Raw genomic sequence first — 18845 nt, 5'->3', positions numbered from 1 at the left:
AAGAGGGAGAACATCATGGATACCGAATTGCTGATCGGCGGAAAGTTCGAAGCCGGCACGGAGACGGAGGAGCAGATCCTCAACCCGCGCACCGGCGAAACCATCGTCGCCATTCCCGAGGCCTCGACCGCCCAGATCGACGCCGCCGTCGACGCCGCCGACAAGGCCTTCACGACATGGTCCGAGACGACGCCAGCCCAGCGCGCGTCCTATCTCCTCAAGATCGCCGACGCCATCGAGGCCGACGCGCTCGGCTTCGCCACGCTGGAATCGCTGAATTGCGGCAAGCCGATCAATGCGGCGCTGAACGACGAAATCCCGGCCATCGCCGATTGCTTCCGCTTCTTCGCCGGCGCTGTCCGCAGCCAGCATGGCCCCGTGGCCGGCGAATATCTGCCCGGCTTCACCTCGATGATCCGCCGCGACCCGATCGGCGTCGTCGGCTCCATCGCGCCGTGGAACTATCCGCTGATGATGACCGCCTGGAAGCTCGCGCCCGCGCTCGCCGCCGGCAACACGGTGGTGTTCAAGCCCTCCGAGCAGACGCCGCTGACGGCGCTGAAGCTCGCCAAGGTATTGGCCGATATTCTCCCGGAAGGCGTGGTCAATGTCGTGCTCGGCCGTGGCGAAACCACCGGCAACCACCTCATAAACCACCCCAAGATCAAGATGGTGTCGATCACCGGCGATGTCGCCACCGGCAAGAAAGTGCTGGTCGCCGCCTCCAAGACGGTCAAGCGCACGCATCTGGAACTGGGCGGCAAGGCCCCGGTGATCATCTATGACGACGCCGATATCGACGCCGCCGTCGGCGCGATCAAGATCTTCGGCTACTACAATGCCGGCCAGGATTGCACCGCCGCCTGCCGCATCTATGCGCATGAGAAGATCTACGACAAATTCGTCGCCGATCTCGCCAGCGCCGTCTCCTCGATCAAGTACAATCTCGCCGACGACACCGAAAACGAGATCGGCCCGCTGATCTCCAAGCGCCAGCGCGACCGCGTCGCGAGCTTCGTCGAGCGCGCCGCCGAACTCGGCCATATGGAGATCGCCGCCGGCGGCAAGCTCGGCTCGGACCAAGGCTTCTTCTACCAGCCGACCGTGGTCGCCGGCGCGCGCCAGGATGACGAAATCGTCCGCCGCGAAGTGTTCGGTCCGGTCGTTTCCGTCACCCGCTTCGGCGGCGACGACGATGTGGTCGCCTGGGCCAACGACAGCGATTACGGCCTCGCCTCCTCCGTCTGGACCAAGGATGTCTCCAAGGCGCTGAAGGCGACCGCCAAGCTGCAGTATGGCTGCACCTGGGTGAACACCCATTTCATGCTGACCAACGAAATGCCGCATGGCGGCGTCAAGCAATCCGGCTACGGCAAGGATATGTCGATGTATGCGCTTGAGGATTACACCGCCGTCCGCCATGTTATGATCGCTCACTGATCACAACAGATCTCCCCGCATCCGCGCGGGGAGATCCCTTCCGCGGAGGCTCCCATGCCCGATCTTGCCGAGACCATGCGCGTGTTCGAGCCCTATCCGGGGCTTTTTGCATTTTATGACGGCCGCATCGCCGGCAAGCGGCTGCATTCTCAAGAAGAAAACTGGCTCGACGACGGCGCCTATGGCCTGGGTATCGCGGCCTATGCGCTGGTCGATGGGACCGAGGCCATCGTCTATGACAGCCACACGAGCCTCGACCACGCCCGCTTCATGCGGCGGTATCTGGAAGAGACGGGCGTAACCTCGATCCGCCTCGTGCTGAGCCACTGGCACACCGACCACGTCGCCGGCAACGAGGTGTTTTCCGATTGCGAGATCATCGCGCTCGGCCTGACGGCGCAGGCGATCGAAGAGCATCGCGAGGAACTGGAAAGCGGCTCGCCGCCGATCTCGCCTCTGGTGATGCCGACGACGCTTTTCGACAAACGGCTCGATCTCAGACTCGGCGATCGACGCATCGAATTGCATCACTTCGACATTCACAGCGCAGACGGCTGCGTGCTGTGGCTGCCGGATGAAGGCCTGCTCCTGGCTGGCGACACTTTGGAAGACACCGTGACCTATGTCTCCGAGCCCGAGCATATCGACACGCATATCGCGGAACTGTCGCGGATGTCCCTATGGCCGATCCGCCGCATCCTGCCCAATCACGGCGATCCCCGACGCATCGCCGAGGGCGGCTACAAAAAGGGCCTGATCGACGCCAACCGCGCCTATCTCGAACGGCTGATCGATCCGCTCGACCGCCGCATCGCAGCGTCCTCGCCGCTGATCGATTTCGTCGCCGAGGATTGCGCCCGCGGCGCCATCCTCTATTTTGAACCCTATGAGGCGGTCCACCGCCGCAATGTCGAGGCGGTGGAGAAGGTCCACGGCTGACGCTCAGAGCAATCCGCGCCGGGCGAGATTGGCCATCAGGGCGCGGACGCCGAAGGTCCAGGGCTGGCATTCCGTCGACAGCCGCACGGTGTTGGTCAGGCTGCCGAGTTCGGGATTGGCGATCGTCACCACGTCGCCGAGCTTGTGGGTAAAGCCCTGCCCCTTGTGGTCGCGATCCTCGACCGGCGCGAACAGCGTGCCCATGAACAGCATGAAGCCATCCGGATATTGATGATGCCGGCCGATGGTCTGGCTGACGAGATCGAGCGGATCGCGGCTGATCTCCTTCATCGAACTCTTGCCGTCGAGCACATAACCGTCCTCGCCTTCCACCCGCAGCGTCAGGTCGGCGTTGCGGACATGGTCGATCGTGTAGGTCGCATCAAACAGACGGATGAACGGGCCTATCGAGCAGGAGGCGTTGTTGTCCTTGGCCTTGCCGAGCAGCAGCGCCGAACGTCCTTCGACATCGCGCAGATTGACGTCGTTGCCGAGTGTGGCGCCCTGCACCACGCCCCTGGAATTGACTGCGAGCACGACTTCCGGCTCAGGATTGTTCCATTTGGAAATCGGATGCAGGCCAACCTCGGCGCCATAGCCGACGGATGCCATCGGCTGGGCCTTGCTGAACACTTCGGCGTCCGGGCCGATGCCGACTTCGAGATATTGCGACCAGACGCCTTCCTCGATCAGCGCCGCCTTGACCTTCATCGCCTCGTCCGAGCCGGCCTTCAGGTTGCGCAGGCTGTCGCCGATGATCGACGTGACGCGTTCGCGGATCTTTTCGGCCAGCACCGGATTGCCCGCCGCCTTCTCCTCGATCACGCGCTCGACCATCGAACGCGCGAAGGTCACGCCGCAGGCTTTCACCGCCTGGAGATCGCAGGGCGCGAGAAGCAGGCTGCGGCTGGCTGCATCCTCCAGCGACATCACCGGTGTTCCCGGATTGGCGGAAAGCCAGGCGACGGGATCGTCCATTTCCAGGAGGTCGCGCATAGTCGGCGCGTCTTTCGACGTCACGTCATGCAGCATGCCGTCGCGGAGAACCACGAGCGCCGGGCCATCGGCCGCTTCCAGCCAGATCCGCCCGACGAATGTTCCGCTCGCGAAATGTTTCGCAGTCAAATTCACAATCCTCACTCCCTGACTTCTCAGCGCCGCTTGAACACAGGCTGGCGCTTTTCCTTGAACGCGGCGCGGCCCTCGGCCGCGTCAGCCGTGGCGAAGCAGATGGTCTGCAAATCGCGCTCATATTCGATAGCCTTTTCGACCGGCATGGAAAAGGCCGCTTTCAGATTGAGCTTGGCCGTTTCCGCCGCGATCGGCGCCCGCGCGGCGATGGTTTTCGCCAGCGCCCTCGCCCGCGTCATCAATTCCGCCTGCGTGGTCACCTCGCTGACCAGCCCCCAGCCCAATGCGCGCTCGGCGCTGACCGGATCGCCGGTCATGATCATCAGCGCCGCATTGGACGAACCGACGGCATGGGCGAGATGAACGGCCATGCCGCCGCCGCCGATCCAGCCGAGCTTGATTTCCGGCGCCGCGAACTGGGCATTGTCCGAAGCCAGCCGGATATCGCAGGACATCGCCGTCTCCAGCCCGCCGCCGAAGGCGTAGCCGTTGACGGCGGCGATCGACGGCTTGAGCAGCGCCCGGATGGCGTCGCAATAATCGGGACGATTGCGGAACTGCCAGGGCGTCTCATACGTATCGAGTTCGCGGATGTCGGAGCCGGCGCAGAAGGCGCGTTCGCCGGCGCCGGTGACGATGACGCAGCGGATCGTGTCGCTGTCATTGCATTCGGTGACCGCCGCGACGATGGCGTCGGCCATCTCAGGCGTCACGGCGTTCAGCTTCTGCGGGCGGTTGAGGGTGATGACGGCGATATCGTCCTCGATCTCGAACCTGATATCTTCGGTCATGGCGCGTAATCCTTCTCGGGCGCATGTTTTGCAAACAGCGCATTCAGCGCGGCGATGGCGGTTCTTCCATTGGTTTTGTTGGCGAAACAGTCGCGCAACAGCGCCGAGGCTTCGGTCTGGAAGCGGATATAGCCGTTGAAACGCGGTCGGACATAGGCGCTTTCGAGGGTTGCCGCCGTGTTGCGATAGAACTGGCCCCAGCGCCCATTCACCGCCTCGTCGCTCCAGGCCGACCGGCGCGACGGCTGGCCCTCATGGTCGGGAATGAAGCGCGTCTGCGCCTCCTCTCCCATCAACCAGGTCAGATGTTCGACAAGCTCCGGCGTCACCTCGCAACGGCGGGACACGGCGATGCCGGTGCCGCCCAATGTCGATCCGGGCCGTACGCCGAGGCTCGCCACCGGCGCGTTATGAAAGCCGAGCGCGCGGCCGGCGTTCGGAGCGGCATAATTGACATAGCCATAGATCAGCGGACACAGCGCGACATCGTCATGCGCCGCCATATGGCCGAGAATGCCGATGGGATTGAGGCCGCGCACGGAGGCGGGGCTGCGACTTGCGAGCAGACCCATGAGATCATAGACGATCAACCCCGTCTCTTCCGTCACCAACTGGTGACCCTTGCGGCCGGCCTCTTCGCCATAGGCGGAGGCGATCGACAGGAAGCTGAGAATCGCATGCGGTCCCGCCAGCGACAGCGCCACCTTGCCGCCGGACCAGGAGAGATCCACCACATCTTTCCAAGTTCGGGGCGGCTCATCCACGAGGTCCGGCCTCACCGCCATCACCTGTGTTGCGGCGTCCAGCGGCAGCGCCCAGGTCTTCCCCTGGTAATGGTAACTCTCGAGGCACGGACCGATCGTCGCCGCGCCGATTTCCTCCAGCGCCACCGCGCCGAAAACCTCCTCCAGCGGACGCAGGCAGGTCTCCGCTACGGCCTCGCCGACATGGGGATGATCGAGCACAACGAGGTCGTAACGTGCGCAGAGATCGGCGATCGGATGGGATTCGAAGCCTTCGAGCGGCTGCTTGTCCCAGACGATGTCGACCAGTCCCTCGGCGCGCGCCTTATCCGCCGCGGCCGCCAAGGCATTGTAACCCCGGGGATGATCCCAGGTCAGGGCGTGATAGCGCTTCATCACTGCATCACCCATCCGCCATCGACATTCAGCGTCTGGCCGGTGATGAAGCCGGCGCCGTCCGAGGCCAGGAACATCAGCGCATTGGCGATGTCGGCGGGCGAGCCGCGCCGTTTCACCGCCTGGTGATCGAGCACATGGCGGGTATAGCCTTCCGGATCAGGGTGGATCTTTTCTGCGTCGGTCGGGAAGGCGCCCGGCGAAATGGCGTTGACCGTGACGCCATACGGGCCGAACTCCCGCGCCCAGGCGCGGGCAAGCCCCACCAGCGCGCCCTTGGACTGGACGTAGGGAGACAGCATCGCCCAGCCGCCGTAAAGAGTGATCGAGGCGATGTTGATGATCCGCCCCCATTGTCGCGCCTTCATGTGCGGCAGCGCCGATTGCACGCAGACGATCGCGGCGTCGACATTGACGCGCTGCACCAGCTGATGCTCCTCGATCGTGTAATCCTCGAAGGGCTTGGAGGGGTAGATCGCGGCGTTGTTGATCACCACGTCGAAGCCGCCATGCTTCTCCTGCAGAAAATCGAGTTCGCGCTTCAGCCCAGAGAGATCGGCGAGATCGAAATCGCGCACCAGCAGCCGTTCGGCGTGATGCGTCTTGGCCGCCTCTTCCAGCGCCGCCATCTTGGCGGCGTCACGGTCGATCACCACCACGCGCGCCCCGGCGTCGAGGAAATGCATCGTCGTCTCGAGCCCCAGACCGCCGGCCCCGCCGGTATAGAGAATGGTCTTGCCGTTCATGTCGATCATGCGCGGCCTCCGATCGGCAGATGGCGGCCCGAAGGCTCCGGATAGTCCTCATCGGGCTGCGCGGCGATGGCGCGGATCCGGCCTTCGCTGGCCGCGATTTCCTCGGCGCTGGTGAGAATGCTGAAGGTGGATTGATAGGCGCGCTCGTCGCCATGTTCGAGCCAGATCAGCTCGCCTTTCTCCCTCGCATAGCCCTTGCCGAGCACGTGATTGGTGGAAGGCTCGATCCCCAGGGCATATTGTCCGGCTTGCAGGTTCTGCCATTCATATTGACAGGGAAACTGGTCCTTGCGCGTCGTCACCTGAAAGCCGAGGCCGAGCGCGTCGTTGACCAGCGCCACCGGAACTTCGCCTGCGGCGTCGGCGCCGAGTTCATGCTGCCAGACCTGCTCGTGAAAGCCCAGTTGCGGCGCGGGCATCGTGCGGTACCCGGCGGATTGCTTGCGGAAATCGTCGCCCGCATGCGCCGCCCAGACCACCTCCCTGATCGGCGCGATGTAACGCGAGCCCTCGGCCAGAACCGGATGCCCGACATTGATGTGATAGCAATACATATGCGGCGTGCGATAGAAGCCGCGATTGACGACCCGGTCGGAAATTCGGATATCGTTGGTTCCGGCGGTGATCTCGATGCGGCGGATGAGTTCCAGGTGTTCGCCGAAGACGGCGCCCTGGATCACCGAACCCTCGCACCACAGCACCAACTCGTCACCGTCCCAGCGCTCGCCGTAACCGGTGAGCTTGCCCGGGATCGTGCCGATGCGGCCATGAATGGAGTGGCTGACCGTCTTGCGCGGGCCGTAGACATAGTGATCCGCCGGCTCGTCATGCATGAACAGGATATGGTCGAGGCCGCAGGTGACCATCAGGCCGGAGAAGGAGCGCAGCCAGGCGAGCCCGCCCTCGCCTTCATATTCATGCAGGCCAGGATGGCGAAAACCAGCCGGCGAATGCCAGCCCACCGCCATGCCGCGATAGTCGCAATCGGCGATGTCGAAGGCGCGGTCGATGAGCACGGTGAAGCGCAGCCCGGTGCCGCTGCGAAATTCCAGCATGCGGATGCCGCGTTCGACGCCGTCGCCCAGCGTCATCAGCCGCACGCCGGCGAATTGCCCAAACGATCCCGCATGCGCCGCGAGGTCACGGCGTGACCGCTGGCCGCCATAAAGTTCAACCATGTCTGCATTTCCTTCTTGTCTGTCGCCCTGGTCGGAGGCGACCGGCCGGATCGTCTCCGGCCGGTCCTGTCACTGATCAGAGACCCTGGGCCCTGAGCTTGCCGTCGAGGAATTTCTTGGCGCGCGGCACGTCCGACTCTTCGAGATGTTCGATGATCATCGGAATATTCGGATGCTTGCGCGAAAGAAGCTTCAGGTAAAGATCGTAGTTCAGCGATCCCATGCCGGGAGCCGGCAGTTCGATCTCGCCGACGCCGCGGAAGGTGTGGCTTTCCAGCGCGTCCTCGTCACCGATATCGGCATGCTTTTCCGACTTGTCGTCGCCGGAGCGCTTGACGTCCTTGGCGTGGCCGATCTTGATCTTGTCCTGCAGCGTGTCGAACACCTGGTGAAGGATCTCGTCCATGCGATCGATATTGTGAGTCTCGAAATAGTTGGTCGGGTCCATCAGCAGGCCGAGGCCGGGATGATCGACCTGGGCGAACATCTTCACCGTCTCGTCGACAGAGCCGACGACATTGTTCACATAGGTTTCGAGCAGGAAGACGGCGCCGTGATCGTAAGCGAACTGCGACAGATCGGCGATGACCTTGCGGCACTCCTCGAAGCCTTCCTCCGTCTTGTTCTTGGGGTGATGCACCCAGTCGGAGTCGGTGTTGAAGGTGCCGGTTTCGGAAATCACATAGGGCGTGCCGAGATATTGCGCATGCGCGATGATCTCCTTGAGATAGCCCACGCGCTTTTCGCGCTCAGCCTTGTCGGGATGGATGATGTTGGTGTAGCCCGAAATGCAGCAGATCGGCAGATTGTGATCGCGGAACGTCTCGCGGATCGTCACGCATTTGTCCTTGGTGATCTGCCCGGCCGACAGGTCGATGTCCTTGAAATGCATGTCGAGCTGGACGGTGTTGAAGCCGATGTCGCGGATCTTCTTGGCGGTTTCGTCGAGGCCGTAGGGGAAATAGCCGGTGAAAATACCTGTTTGCATCATGATGGTGTTCCTCCCTTTTCTGATGGTCAGTCGATGGCGATTTCGGCGAGCTTGACGGCCCGGCCTTCATCCATGGAGCGATAGCCGGCTTCGACCAGCGCCATGGTTTTCACATTGTCGGCGACGTTGAGCGCCGGCGTTTCTCCGGTTTTGACGGCGTATTGCAGCTGCTCCATCACCCCGATAAAGGCGTGCGGGAACCACATCGTGTCCCAGGTCGGGGTCACCCATTGGCCGCCGGTGGTGGTCTTCGAGGCGTAGGTCAGCGTCGAGGCCGAACCGTCGGGCCAGCCGATCGTGCCCTGCGCCACGCCATCCGTGCCCTCGACCCGCCATTTGATGTAGAAATCGCTGTCGAAGCCCGCTTCGCGCGGACCGGCCCAGACATCCTCCATCGACACCGCCAGCACATTGTCGGGAAACTTGATGGTGGAGACGGTGATGCCGTCCTTATGGGCGAATTGCGTGCGCGGGTCGGATCGCGTCGCGGTGTAGATTTCTTCCGGGTCGCCGAACAGGAAGCGCAGCACGTCGAGATGATGCACGCTCATATTGGCGAGCGTCAGTCGATCAAGGCCTTCGAGGAACGTCTGCCAATGCGGAATGGCGCGCATGTCGATCGTCGCGATCACCACCTTGCCCAACTCGCCCTTGTCGAGGATCTGCTTGAGCACCCGCATCGACTGGTCGTAGCGCATATTCTGGTTGACCGAGAGGATCTTGCCGGCGGCTTTCGCCTCGTCGCGCAGCTTGCGCGCCTCGTCGAGTGACAAGGCCAGCGGCTTCTGCGCCAGGATCGCCTTGATATGCGGCTCTTTCAGCGCCGCGCGGATCAGCGCCGGCTGCTGGTCGGGTGGATAGGCGATATCGAGGATCTCGACATCCGTATCCTTGATCAGCGCCTCCGGCGTGTCGTGCACCCTGGGAATACCCCAACGGCTGGCGACGCCTTCGGCGCGGGATTTGGTCCGCGAAGCGATGGCCGCCACTTGAAAGCCGGCTTCCTTGTAAGCGGCAAGATGGCATTCGGCCATGATCATGCCGGCGCCGATGGCGCCGATCCTGTAGTCTTTGACACGGACCTCCACGTCCGGTTCGAAACCCTTGGCGTCAGCCATGTTTTCCTCCCATCATGCGCCGGCGGGAGCGAGCGCGCGCCCGTCCGGACCAAAAAAGTGAATGCGGCGCGGGTCGCAGCTGAGCGCGACGGCGCTGTCGATTTCGATGCGCGGCTGCCCACGCAACAGCGCCCGCAAACGGCCCTCCCCGACGGCAAATGTCACCACCGTGTAGCCGCCGAGCGGCTCGACCTCGAAGACCCTGGCCGGGCGGCCGGGTTTCTCGTTGCTCCAGGGTTCGGGACGCAGGTCCTCAGGCCGAATGCCGACGCTCGACGCGGCAGGCGGCGCGAGCCCGGCGAGAGCGATGGCGCCGGAGGCTGCGGAACCGGCTTCGATCGGCAGGATGTTCATCGCCGGCGAGCCGAGCAGGCGCGCGACGTAATCGCTGGCCGGCCGGTCATAGATCTCCGAGGGCGCGCCCATCTGGCGGATCGCGCCGTTCTCCATGATCGCCATGCGGTCGGCGATCGACATCGCCTCTTCCTGATCATGGGTGACATAGAGGAGCGTGTGGCCGAGTTCGCGCTGGATACGTTTCAGCTCGACGCGGGTCTCTTCGCGCAGCCGCGCATCGAGCGCCGAGATCGGATCGTCCATCAGATAGGCGGCGGGATCGCGCACCAGCGCACGGGCGATGGCGACGCGCTGGCGTTCGCCGCCGGAGAGCTGCGCCGGCGGCTTGTGCAGGAGATGGCCGATATGGAGCTTCGCCGCCACCGCCGCCACGCGCGCCTTGATCTTGTCTTCCGGCACGCGCCTCTCGACGAGCGGAAAGCGCACATTCTCCTCCGCCGACATATGCGGAAACAGCGCCAGGTTCTGGAACACCATGGCGACGTTGCGCTCGGCCGGCGACAGCGCATTGGCGAGTTTGCCGCCGATCAGAATCTCTCCCGCATCCGGGGTCTCAAGACCGAGAATGAGTTTCAGGATGGTCGATTTGCCAGACAGCGGCGGCCCGAAGAAGCAGAAGAACTCGTTGTCGGCGATCTCGAAGGAGACATTGTCGACCGCGACCGTATTGCCGAACCGCTTGGTGACACTGCGAAATGCGATGCTGGCCATGATCACGCCTCCCTGATTGCGAGACCGGTCTCGCCGTCGAACAGGCGAACCGAACCGGGATTGATCGTGAGCCGCGCCGTCTGGCCGACTTCGAAACCGGCGTCGTTGCCGAGCACCAGCTTGATCACGGCGCCCTCGCCTCCCAGATGGACGATGGTGCGCGAGCCTATGCGCTCGACGAAGAACACCGGCAATCCCGATGACGACGCCTCGAGTTGCGCCTGTTCCGGTCGGAAGCCATAAGTGACGTTGCGGGTCCTGCCCGCTTTCGCCGCTCGCGCCAGAGACGGCTCCAGCGCCTCCGACAGGCCGAAGGCGCCGAGATCGACATGCAGCGCATCGGCGCGGTCGACGAGTTCGCCGCGGATGAGGTTCATGCCCGGCGATCCCAGAAAGCCGGCGACGAACGTGCTGCTCGGATTGTTGTAGACATCGACGGGCGATCCGCTCTGCAGCAAGACGCCATGATCCATCACCGCGATCCGGTCGGCCATGGTCATGGCCTCCAGCTGGTCGTGGGTGACATAGACCATGGTCTGCTTGAACTGGCGTTGGAGATGTTTGAGTTCTGTGCGCATCACCGCGCGGAACGCGGCGTCGACATTCGACAAGGGCTCGTCGAGCAGGAAAATCGCCGGCTCGACGATCGCCGAACGGCCGATCGCCAGCCGCTGCAGGATGTTGACCGATAGTTTCGCCGAAGGCTGCGTCAGCAACGGCCCCAATTGCAGGAACTCGGCCATCTGCTTGACCCGACGGTCGATCTCCGCCGTCGGCAGCTTGCGCATGCGCAAGCCGTAAGCGAGATTGTCGTAGACGCTCATATGGGTGAAGATCGCATAATTCTGGAACACGAAGCCCACGCCGCGCCGGCCCATCGGCACGCCGTTCATGTCGCGATCGTCGAACAGGATGGAACCGCTGGTCGGGTCTTCCATGCCGGCAATCATGTTCATCGTCGTCGACTTGCCGCAGCCGGAGGGACCGAGCAGCGCGACGAACTCGCCGTCCTCGATCTTCAGGTCCATGGTCTTCAGCGCCTGGAATGCGCCGAAACTCTTGGTCAATTGCTTGAGGTGAATGGATGTCATGCCGCGCTCCCCGCGTTGCGCGCCCGGTTCATGCGCGAGATGGCGAAATTGGCGGCGACCGACAGCACGATCAGGATGGCGAGCGCGATGGCCGCGACATAGCCCCAGATCAGATCGTTCTGGGTGACCTTGTAGATGTAGACGGAGATGGTTTCGGTCGCGACGCCGGGGCCGCCGCCGGTCATGATGTAGAGCGTGTCGAAGATCTTGAAGTTCTCGATCACCCGGATCGCCAGCGCGATGATGATGATCGTCTTCATCTTCGGCAGGATGATGGTGCGGAATTTCTGCGGCCAGGAGGCACCGAGCAATGTGGCCGCCTTCAGCTGGTCATCAGGCACGCCGGCGAGGCCCGCCAGCAGGATCAGGAACATCAGCGGCGTCCATTGCCAGATGTCGGCGATCATCACCGCGACCAGCGCCCATTGCGGGCTCGACAGCCAGGCGAGCGAAAAAGGCTGGCCGATGAGGCTTGAGATAATGTCGTTCACCGGCCCGCCCGACTGGAACAACATGAAGAACATGTAGCCGGCGACTGCGGGCACCACCATCATCGGCATCAGCATGATCGAATAGAACAGCCGCTTGCCCCTGAAATCATCCATGAACAGCAGCGCCAGCCCGAAGCCGAGCAGGAATTCCGCCGGCACGCAGACGGCCATCACCAGAAGCGTGCGGCCAACCGCATCCCAGAAGCGCGTGTCGATGGCGAGATCGGTGTAATTGGCGAAGGTGTTCCAGCTTTCCCAGGCCATCCACCAGGGCACGCCATCGAGCGGCGACCAATCGGTGAGGCTGATATAGAGCTGCATCAACAGCGGAAAGACGGAGATGAACAGGACGAGGATCTGCGCGGGCAGCGTCAGGCGGAAGCCCAGCCGGCCGCTTTCGACGTCCTTGCGGGTGGTGTCGGTGGTCTTCATGGCGATGAGGTCCGTCGAGGAAGCGAGCGCGTCGGTCATTGCTTCAGCGCCCCGAAGGTCAGGCCGCGCACCAGATGTTTCTGGATGGCGATGCCCATGATCACCGGCGGCACGGCGGCGATGAGGCCGAGGGCTGCTTTCGCGCCATAGAGCTGGCCGGTCATCGACGACGACAGCGACGCCATATAGACCGGGATCGTCACCCATTCCCGCGTGGTCAGGAGCAGGCCGATCAGATAATCCGACCAGTTGAGAATGAAGACGAACAGAGCGGAGCTTGCGAGCGGCGCGCGCATCATCGGCAGGGTGATGCGGGTGAAGACGCGGAAGCGCGAGCAGCCCTCGACGCGGGCGGCGTCTTCGATTTCGCGCGGCATGTCGTCGAAAAACGTCTTCATCAGCCAGAAGGCGAAGGGCAGCGTGACGATGCCGTAGATCAGCGCCAGGCCCCACCATGTGTCGACAAGACCGAGAAAAGCCCACATGATCATCACCGGGATCATCACCGCCATCGGCGGAAAAAGCCGGAGCTGGATCAGCGCCAGCGGCAGATTCTGGCCCGAGCCGAAGCGCGACAGACCATACGCGGCGGACGTGCCGGCGATCATCGCGATCAGCGTGCCGAACACCGCCGAGAGCAGCGAAGACAGGATGGGTTTCGTCGCCGTGCGGTCGAGCGCCACGATCAGGTCGCTTGAGGATGTGCCGAAGATGAAGCGGAAATTGTCGAGCGTCGGCTGTTTCGGCCACCAGGTGAGATCGGCGCCGGCGGCCGACCATTCGGCGATAGGCTTGAAGGCCATCGAGGCCATCCAGAGAATGGGCACGAGCGTGATCGCCACTGCAAGAAGAATGGCAGCGTAACGAAAAAGCTCGAAAATGGGGGAACGGGACATGGATCTATCACAAGAATTGCGGGCGCGGTGAAGGAGAGGCGTCGACCGCCTCTCCCCGGCTCGTCGGCCGCCTCAGACGGCGTCGGTGATGGTCGGCCAGGCCGCTTTGTTGGCCTTGATCGCCTCGATCAGCTTGTCCTCGCCAGTGCGGCGGGCAATGCGCTTCCATTGCTTTTCGGTATCGGCCATCGCCTGTTCCGGGCTCTTCGCCTTGGTCAGCGCCGCCATCAGGTTTTCGTCCAGCGCATTGTGGAAAGCGGTGGCGCCCGGATAATTGATGGTCGGCACGGTTCGGGCCACGCTCTCGCGCACGATGTCCATGTGGTAATCATGATAGGTCTCGCGAACGAGCGGATCGGAGAAGTTGGCGAGCTGGAACGGATCGAAATAGCCGCCCGGATTGGCTGTCATCCAGGAATAGATACGGCTGGAGCCGAGCCATTGCAGCAGCAGATAGCAGGCTTCCGGATTCTTGCTCTGCGAGGACACCGAGGCCGACAGATTGAGCCAGAGCACGGTGCGCTGGATCAGCTTGCCGTCCACCTCGCGGCCCGGCGGCAGCATAGAGCCGACCTTGCCGGTGACCTTCGAGCCGGTGTTGCCGGCATTGTCGAGGAATTTCGGCAGGTTGGAAAAGGCGCAGGTCATGGCGGCGCCGGCATTGGCGAAGTTGCCATACTGCTCAGGCCAACCCCAGGAGATCGCATCCGGCGAATGATGCGACAGCGAGTCGACATATTCGAGCGTGGCGGCGACGCCGGCGTCCGAATTGATCAGCGGCGCGCCGCTTTCGTCGAACAGATATTGGTTGGGATTGCCCATCGACACATATCGCTGATACCAGTTGGTGTAGCCCCAGCCCTGATTGCGCAGGTCGGTCGAGCCGAACAGACCCTTGTCCGGACGATGGAAGAAAGCGGCGATCTCGGAATGCTGCTTCCACGTCTTGGGCGGCGCGAGCTCATAGCCGTGCTTGTCGGAAAAGGCCTTCTTTTCCGCTTCGTCGCTGAACAGGTCGGTGCGGTAGTTCCAGGTCTGGAAGTCGCCGTCCAGTGACACGCCATAGGTCTGGCCGCGATACTGGTTGAGCAGCGACACGCCGGCCTGGCCGCCGACATAGCCGCGCTCGGGATCGTCCCATTCCGGCTTGTGGGCCGCGACATAGTCGTCGAGCGCGATGATGCCGCCGGTTTCGGCGAGATCGCCCAGACGGTTCCATTCCACCGCATAGATGTCGAAGGCTCCCCCCTTGGTGGAGATGTCCTGCATCGTCTTGGTGAATTCCTGGCCGTTGGGAACGCCGACGATTTCCAGCGTGATGCCGGTTTCCTTTTCCCACAATTCCTTGATCGACGGCGCGCCCTTGGGAAACGGCTGCGTCAACTGGCCGATCGAGCCGTCGGACAGGCCGAGCACGATCTTGGCCGGCGCATTGCCCGCGCCCTTCAGCGCCTTGGCTGCCTCGATCGCCCGCCCCTCGGGCGTGTCGGGACCATATTGATAGCGCTCGGCGCCGGCGAAGCCGGTCGGGCCGCCGATCATGCCGGGGGCCAACGCATCCGCCGCAAACGCGCGGCCGGGTCGAATGAATTGCGGGGCGATGCCGATGGCGGCGGTGACGCCTGCCAGTCGTGAGGACGCGCTCAAGAAGCCGCGTCGCGACACGCGAAACGAAGTGGACATATTTTCCTCCCTTTGCAACGGACCTCCCATCCGCTGCGTGATTGATATTGATTTTATCATGAGGCAATGTCAACATCAAAAAACATCATTGATCTCCGCTGGGAAATCATTCTCCATCACAACTGACGCAGAAGCGGATCTTGAACCGCTCAACGTGTTGAATAGGTGAAGAAAAATGATGGCGTGCTTTCGGTGGAGAATTTGCGCGTCCTGCAAAATCACTTGCGCGGCGCCGAGAACGGATTACATCATTTTACATCATCATCGCTGACGGGAATCATGGGCTTGCGATCGACACTCTTTGATATTGCGCGGGAATCAGGCGTCTCTACCGCCACCGTCGACCGCGTGCTCAACAATCGTTCCGGGGTCAGCGAGCGAACCCGCTCGATCGTGATGGAAACCGCCAAACGCCTGGGTTATTTCGGCGGCGGCGACGCCTCGTCCGAGCGCATCAGGCTCGATTTCGTGCTGCCCCAAGGCACCAATTCGTTCATCAAGACGCTCAAGGCGCAGATCGAGCGGCAATGCGCGGCGCAGGAAATCATCGACTGTCGTATCCATGAGGTAGAGGGTTTCAACCCGATCACGCTGGCCGACACGCTGATGGGCCTTCGCGGCGAAAGTCAGGGCGTCGGCCTCATCGCGCTCGACCACCCCGCCGTGCGCGAAGCCATGCGCATGCTGGCGGATGCGGGCGTGGCGGTGGTCACGCTGGTGTCCGATATCCTGCATGTGCCGCGCACCGGCTATGTCGGCATCGACAACCGCGCCGCCGGTCGTTTAGCCGGCTATCTATTGGGGCGTTTCCTGCCGCCGGGAGAGAATCGTAAAGTCGCGCTGTTTGCCGGCTCGCTCTCCTATCGCGGCCATGAAGAGCGCGAGATGGGCTTCCGGCATATCCTGACGGAAGAATTTCCGCACCTGCAGGTGGTCGAATTGCGGGAAGTCCGCGACGACCGGCAGCGCGCCTATGAGGAAGCTGCGGCGCTGCTGGCGCGCCATCCCGATCTGGTCGGAATCTACAATATCGGCGCCGGCAATGCCGGCATCGGCCAAGCGATCGCTGAGGCCGGCCGGTCGAAATCCATCATCTTCATCGGCCACGAACTGACCGAATCCTCGAAACTGCTGCTGCTTTCGGGCGCGATGGACGCGGTCATCGACCAGAATCCGCGCGTCGAGGCGCGCGAGTCGATCGCCATGCTCAGCCATGCGGTGCTCGGCAAGCGTTTCGACTATCATGCCCCGCGCCTGCAGGTGGTGTTCCGCGAAAACATCCCGGAGCTCTGAGGCTTCCCGGCGCGGCTCCATCTTGCCTCATCTGCGGAAAAGCATTACATACTCATTAACCATGGGGTGAAGTGATGCAGCATGAACGGGCCGAAAGCGCTGATGACGCGACCGAAGGCGACGCCGCCAACAACAACGACGCCGTGAACGCAAGACTGGTCGAAATTCTCAAGGCCAACACCGTGCGCGCGTCAGGTGCAGGCGATGCGGCGCTGTTGCCGAAGCGCGGTTTCGTGTCGCAGATCTTCGCCATGCTCGGCCTCGTCGGCCTGATGGCGGTCGCTTACGTCTATGGTCTCGTGGTCGGCAAGGACGCCTGATTCCCACACATTGTCGAATGTTGAAAAGGGCTCCTCGCGGAGCCCTTTCGGCTATTTCAGACCGTCACATATTTCCGCCAGTCATGCTCTTCCTTGAAACCGAGAACCTCACGGATCTTGCGGTTGGAAAGCAGGCTTTCGAATTCGCCGATTTCACGGGTGAACGGCACATTCGGATAGTAGCGCGCCGCCAGCTCGCGGCTCGGCGTATCGGCCGACACCGTGTCGTTGACAGCATTGAACACCTGATAGCCCATGCCGTCCTTGCCGATGCAGAGATGAACGATCTGCCCGAGGTCGCGCGCGTCGATATAAGACCAGGCGATCCGCTTGCGAATTTCAGGATTGGCGAAATAGCGCGGAAAGTCCGCATATTCATGCGGCTCGATCACATTGCCGATCCGAAGCGCATAAATGTCGGCGCCCGAGCGTTCGGCGAAGGCGCGCGCGGTCTTCTCGTTGACCACCTTCGACAGACCATAGGAGTCCATCGGGTTGACGTCGTAGTCTTCGTCGAGCGGAAACTGATGGAAGTCGCGATGTCCCTCGGCGAAGCAGACGCCATAGGTGGTTTCAGACGACGCCACGATGATCTTGCGCACGCCGAGTTTCACGGCCGCTTCGACGACATTGTAGGTGCCCATGGTGTTGACGCGGAAGGTCTCGTTGTCGGGCTTGATGAGAATGCGCGGGACGGCGGCGAAATGCACCACGGCGTCATAGGGCTGAACGCCCCGACCGTGATCGAGGTCCGGGAAATCGCGATGCATCGACAGCGCGTTGAACACCTGGCCGGAATCGGTGATGTCGACGATGAGGTTGGTCACCCCGGGGCTGTCGAGCGGCACGAGATCGAGATTGTGGACCTCATAGCCGGCATTGATCAGCCATGGCACGACATGACGGCCGGCTTTTCCGGCGCCGCCGGTGAACAGAACACGTTTTTTCAAAACAATCCTCCCCTGATCCGCCTCCAACAGGCGAACGTGATGTCAGGCAGGAGTGATACGCGCGAAAACCGAATTCGTTCAAGCCCGAAGGGCGAAAGCCGCAGCTTTCACCCTCGGCTTTTACGCTTCAGAGCAGGGTCACGTCGAGCGCGGCGGGATTGGCGAAGTCGTTCTGGGCGGCGATCAGGTGCAGTTCGCGCCGTCCCGCCTTCATCGTCTTGTCGAACAGCGCGAAGATGCTGGACGCCGTGCGCGACAGGCTGTCGGCGAGCGAGGCGCCGGAAAGCCGATGCGCGAGAAACAGCGCCGAGGTGCAGTCGCCCGCGCCGTTCGGGGCCGGATCGATCGCCAGTCGCGGCGTCGACACCAACGCCTGCTCGCCCGAGCGGTGCGAGGCCAGCATCTGGATCTGGTCGTCCCCGGTCTTGTCGTGAATCAGCGAGGTCAGCAGCACGATCTCGGGACCCATCTCATGCGCCGAACGGCAGGCGGCTCGCGCCTCTTCGAGCGTCGTGATCGTCCGCCCGGTCAAAAATTCGAGCTCGAACTGGTTGGGCGTGATGATCCCGGCGCGCGGCAGCGCCCGGTCGCGGAAAAATTCGGGAATGCCGGGACGCACGAAGAAGCCGCGGCCGACATCGCCCATGACGGGATCGCAGAGCCAGAGCGCATTTTCCGGCAAGCGATCGAGAAGCGACAGAATGATTTCGCCGATCGCGGGATCGCCGAGATAGCCGGTCAGCAGCGCGTCGGCGGTCGCCAGCGCGCCGCGCTTGTCGAGCCCCTCGACGATCGCCTCGATATGGGCGGGCGCAAACACGTCGCCGGTCCATTCGCCATAGCCGGTATGGTTGGAAAACTGCACCGTGTTGATGGCAGTCACTTCATGGCCGAGGCGTTGCAGCGGAAACACCGCGGCGCGATTTCCGACATAGCCATAGGCGACATGGGATTGGATGGACAGGATCTGCTTCATGGGGGCATCCGGGCAAAGGCGGGAGGGACGTCAAAACGAAAAACCCCGCTGTCTCCAGCGGGGTTTCACAATCAGTCTCGTCGAGAGATTACTCGATGATCGAGGCGACGATGCCGGCGCCGACGGTGCGGCCGCCTTCGCGGATGGCGAAGCGCAGCTTTTC

The 18845-nt window shown here is 62.7% G+C and carries 18 protein-coding genes and 1 pseudogene; 4 read left to right on the top strand and 15 right to left on the bottom strand.

The features are described from left to right. Positions 1 to 15: 15 nt before the first annotated feature. Both OCK01_RS00095 and OCK01_RS00090 read left to right on the top strand, forming a co-directional pair. A complete protein-coding gene (locus OCK01_RS00095) occupies positions 16 to 1440 on the top strand; it encodes a gamma-aminobutyraldehyde dehydrogenase (protein ID WP_263822167.1) in 1425 nt (474 codons plus the stop codon). 54 nt (positions 1441 to 1494) lie between these two features. Continuing rightward, positions 1495 to 2379, top strand: coding sequence for an MBL fold metallo-hydrolase (locus tag OCK01_RS00090; RefSeq protein WP_263822166.1), 885 nt, complete (start codon positions 1495 to 1497; stop codon positions 2377 to 2379). 3 nt (positions 2380 to 2382) lie between these two features. On the opposite strand, the gene OCK01_RS00085 is transcribed toward OCK01_RS00090, so the two are convergent. The 12 genes from OCK01_RS00085 to OCK01_RS00030 all read right to left on the bottom strand — a co-directional run bounded on the left by OCK01_RS00085 (position 2383) and on the right by OCK01_RS00030 (position 15143). After that, positions 2383 to 3504: a fumarylacetoacetate hydrolase family protein gene (locus tag OCK01_RS00085; RefSeq protein WP_263822165.1), complete on the bottom strand. Its 1122-nt coding sequence runs from the start codon at positions 3502 to 3504 to the stop codon at positions 2383 to 2385. Positions 3505 to 3530: 26 nt separating this feature from the next. After that, positions 3531 to 4301 carry an enoyl-CoA hydratase/isomerase family protein gene (locus OCK01_RS00080; protein ID WP_263822164.1) on the bottom strand — a complete coding sequence of 257 codons (771 nt, stop codon included), beginning with the start codon at positions 4299 to 4301 and terminating at the stop codon, positions 3531 to 3533. Continuing rightward, the gene (locus OCK01_RS00075) at positions 4298 to 5440 is read right to left on the bottom strand and encodes an extracellular solute-binding protein (protein ID WP_263822163.1); all 1143 of its coding nucleotides are present in this window, start codon (positions 5438 to 5440) and stop codon (positions 4298 to 4300) included. The genes OCK01_RS00080 and OCK01_RS00075 overlap by 4 nt, the downstream gene beginning before the upstream one ends. Further along, positions 5440 to 6195 (bottom strand): SDR family NAD(P)-dependent oxidoreductase, encoded by a 756-nt coding sequence (locus tag OCK01_RS00070; protein ID WP_263822162.1) that lies wholly within the window; start codon positions 6193 to 6195, stop codon positions 5440 to 5442. Before OCK01_RS00070 ends, OCK01_RS00075 begins: the two co-directional genes overlap by 1 nt. Continuing rightward, a complete protein-coding gene (locus OCK01_RS00065; RefSeq protein ID WP_263822161.1) occupies positions 6192 to 7373 on the bottom strand; it encodes an aldose 1-epimerase family protein in 1182 nt (393 codons plus the stop codon). The genes OCK01_RS00070 and OCK01_RS00065 overlap by 4 nt, the downstream gene beginning before the upstream one ends. A 76-nt stretch (positions 7374 to 7449) precedes the next feature. Continuing rightward, positions 7450 to 8364: a sugar phosphate isomerase/epimerase family protein gene (locus OCK01_RS00060; RefSeq protein ID WP_263822160.1), complete on the bottom strand. Its 915-nt coding sequence runs from the start codon at positions 8362 to 8364 to the stop codon at positions 7450 to 7452. A gap of 26 nt (positions 8365 to 8390) precedes the next feature. Continuing rightward, on the bottom strand, positions 8391 to 9482 hold the full coding sequence (locus OCK01_RS00055; RefSeq protein WP_263822159.1) for a Gfo/Idh/MocA family protein: 1092 nt from the start codon (positions 9480 to 9482) through the stop codon (positions 8391 to 8393). 12 nt (positions 9483 to 9494) lie between these two features. Next, entirely contained in the window at positions 9495 to 10550 is a 1056-nt protein-coding gene (locus OCK01_RS00050) for an ABC transporter ATP-binding protein (RefSeq protein WP_263822158.1), read from the bottom strand. A gap of 2 nt (positions 10551 to 10552) precedes the next feature. Next, positions 10553 to 11641: an ABC transporter ATP-binding protein gene (locus OCK01_RS00045; RefSeq protein ID WP_263822157.1), complete on the bottom strand. Its 1089-nt coding sequence runs from the start codon at positions 11639 to 11641 to the stop codon at positions 10553 to 10555. Then, positions 11638 to 12564 carry a carbohydrate ABC transporter permease gene (locus OCK01_RS00040; protein WP_263823133.1) on the bottom strand — a complete coding sequence of 309 codons (927 nt, stop codon included), beginning with the start codon at positions 12562 to 12564 and terminating at the stop codon, positions 11638 to 11640. Before OCK01_RS00040 ends, OCK01_RS00045 begins: the two co-directional genes overlap by 4 nt. Positions 12565 to 12599: 35 nt before the next feature. Continuing rightward, positions 12600 to 13460 (bottom strand): carbohydrate ABC transporter permease, encoded by an 861-nt coding sequence (locus OCK01_RS00035; RefSeq protein ID WP_263822156.1) that lies wholly within the window; start codon positions 13458 to 13460, stop codon positions 12600 to 12602. 72 nt (positions 13461 to 13532) lie between these two features. Then, entirely contained in the window at positions 13533 to 15143 is a 1611-nt protein-coding gene (locus OCK01_RS00030) for an extracellular solute-binding protein (RefSeq protein WP_263822155.1), read from the bottom strand. A gap of 285 nt (positions 15144 to 15428) precedes the next feature. Here OCK01_RS00030 and OCK01_RS00025 point away from each other — a divergent pair, with 285 nt between their 5' ends. Together OCK01_RS00025 and OCK01_RS00020 are read left to right on the top strand one after the other, a co-directional pair. Continuing rightward, positions 15429 to 16436: a LacI family DNA-binding transcriptional regulator gene (locus OCK01_RS00025; RefSeq protein WP_263822154.1), complete on the top strand. Its 1008-nt coding sequence runs from the start codon at positions 15429 to 15431 to the stop codon at positions 16434 to 16436. A gap of 74 nt (positions 16437 to 16510) precedes the next feature. After that, complete coding sequence (locus OCK01_RS00020; RefSeq protein ID WP_263822153.1) at positions 16511 to 16756, top strand: hypothetical protein; 246 nt, start codon at positions 16511 to 16513, stop codon at positions 16754 to 16756. A gap of 56 nt (positions 16757 to 16812) precedes the next feature. Here OCK01_RS00020 and OCK01_RS00015 read toward each other — a convergent pair whose 3' ends face one another. From OCK01_RS00015 to OCK01_RS00005, 3 genes and pseudogenes are all read right to left on the bottom strand, one after another. Then, positions 16813 to 17706: an NAD-dependent epimerase/dehydratase family protein gene (locus OCK01_RS00015; protein ID WP_263822152.1), complete on the bottom strand. Its 894-nt coding sequence runs from the start codon at positions 17704 to 17706 to the stop codon at positions 16813 to 16815. Between the two features lie 127 nt (positions 17707 to 17833). After that, positions 17834 to 18682: a pyridoxal kinase PdxY gene (pdxY, locus tag OCK01_RS00010; RefSeq protein WP_263822151.1), complete on the bottom strand. Its 849-nt coding sequence runs from the start codon at positions 18680 to 18682 to the stop codon at positions 17834 to 17836. A gap of 88 nt (positions 18683 to 18770) precedes the next feature. Next, a pseudogene (locus OCK01_RS00005) lies at positions 18771 to 18845 on the bottom strand (elongation factor Tu); the annotation flags it as partial.

Origin of the sequence: Rhizobium sp. TRM95796 (assembly GCF_025779995.1) — a bacterium.
In the GTDB taxonomy this organism is placed as follows: domain Bacteria; phylum Pseudomonadota; class Alphaproteobacteria; order Rhizobiales; family Rhizobiaceae; genus Rhizobium_E.
This window is presented reverse-complemented; position numbering and strand designations above follow the sequence as displayed.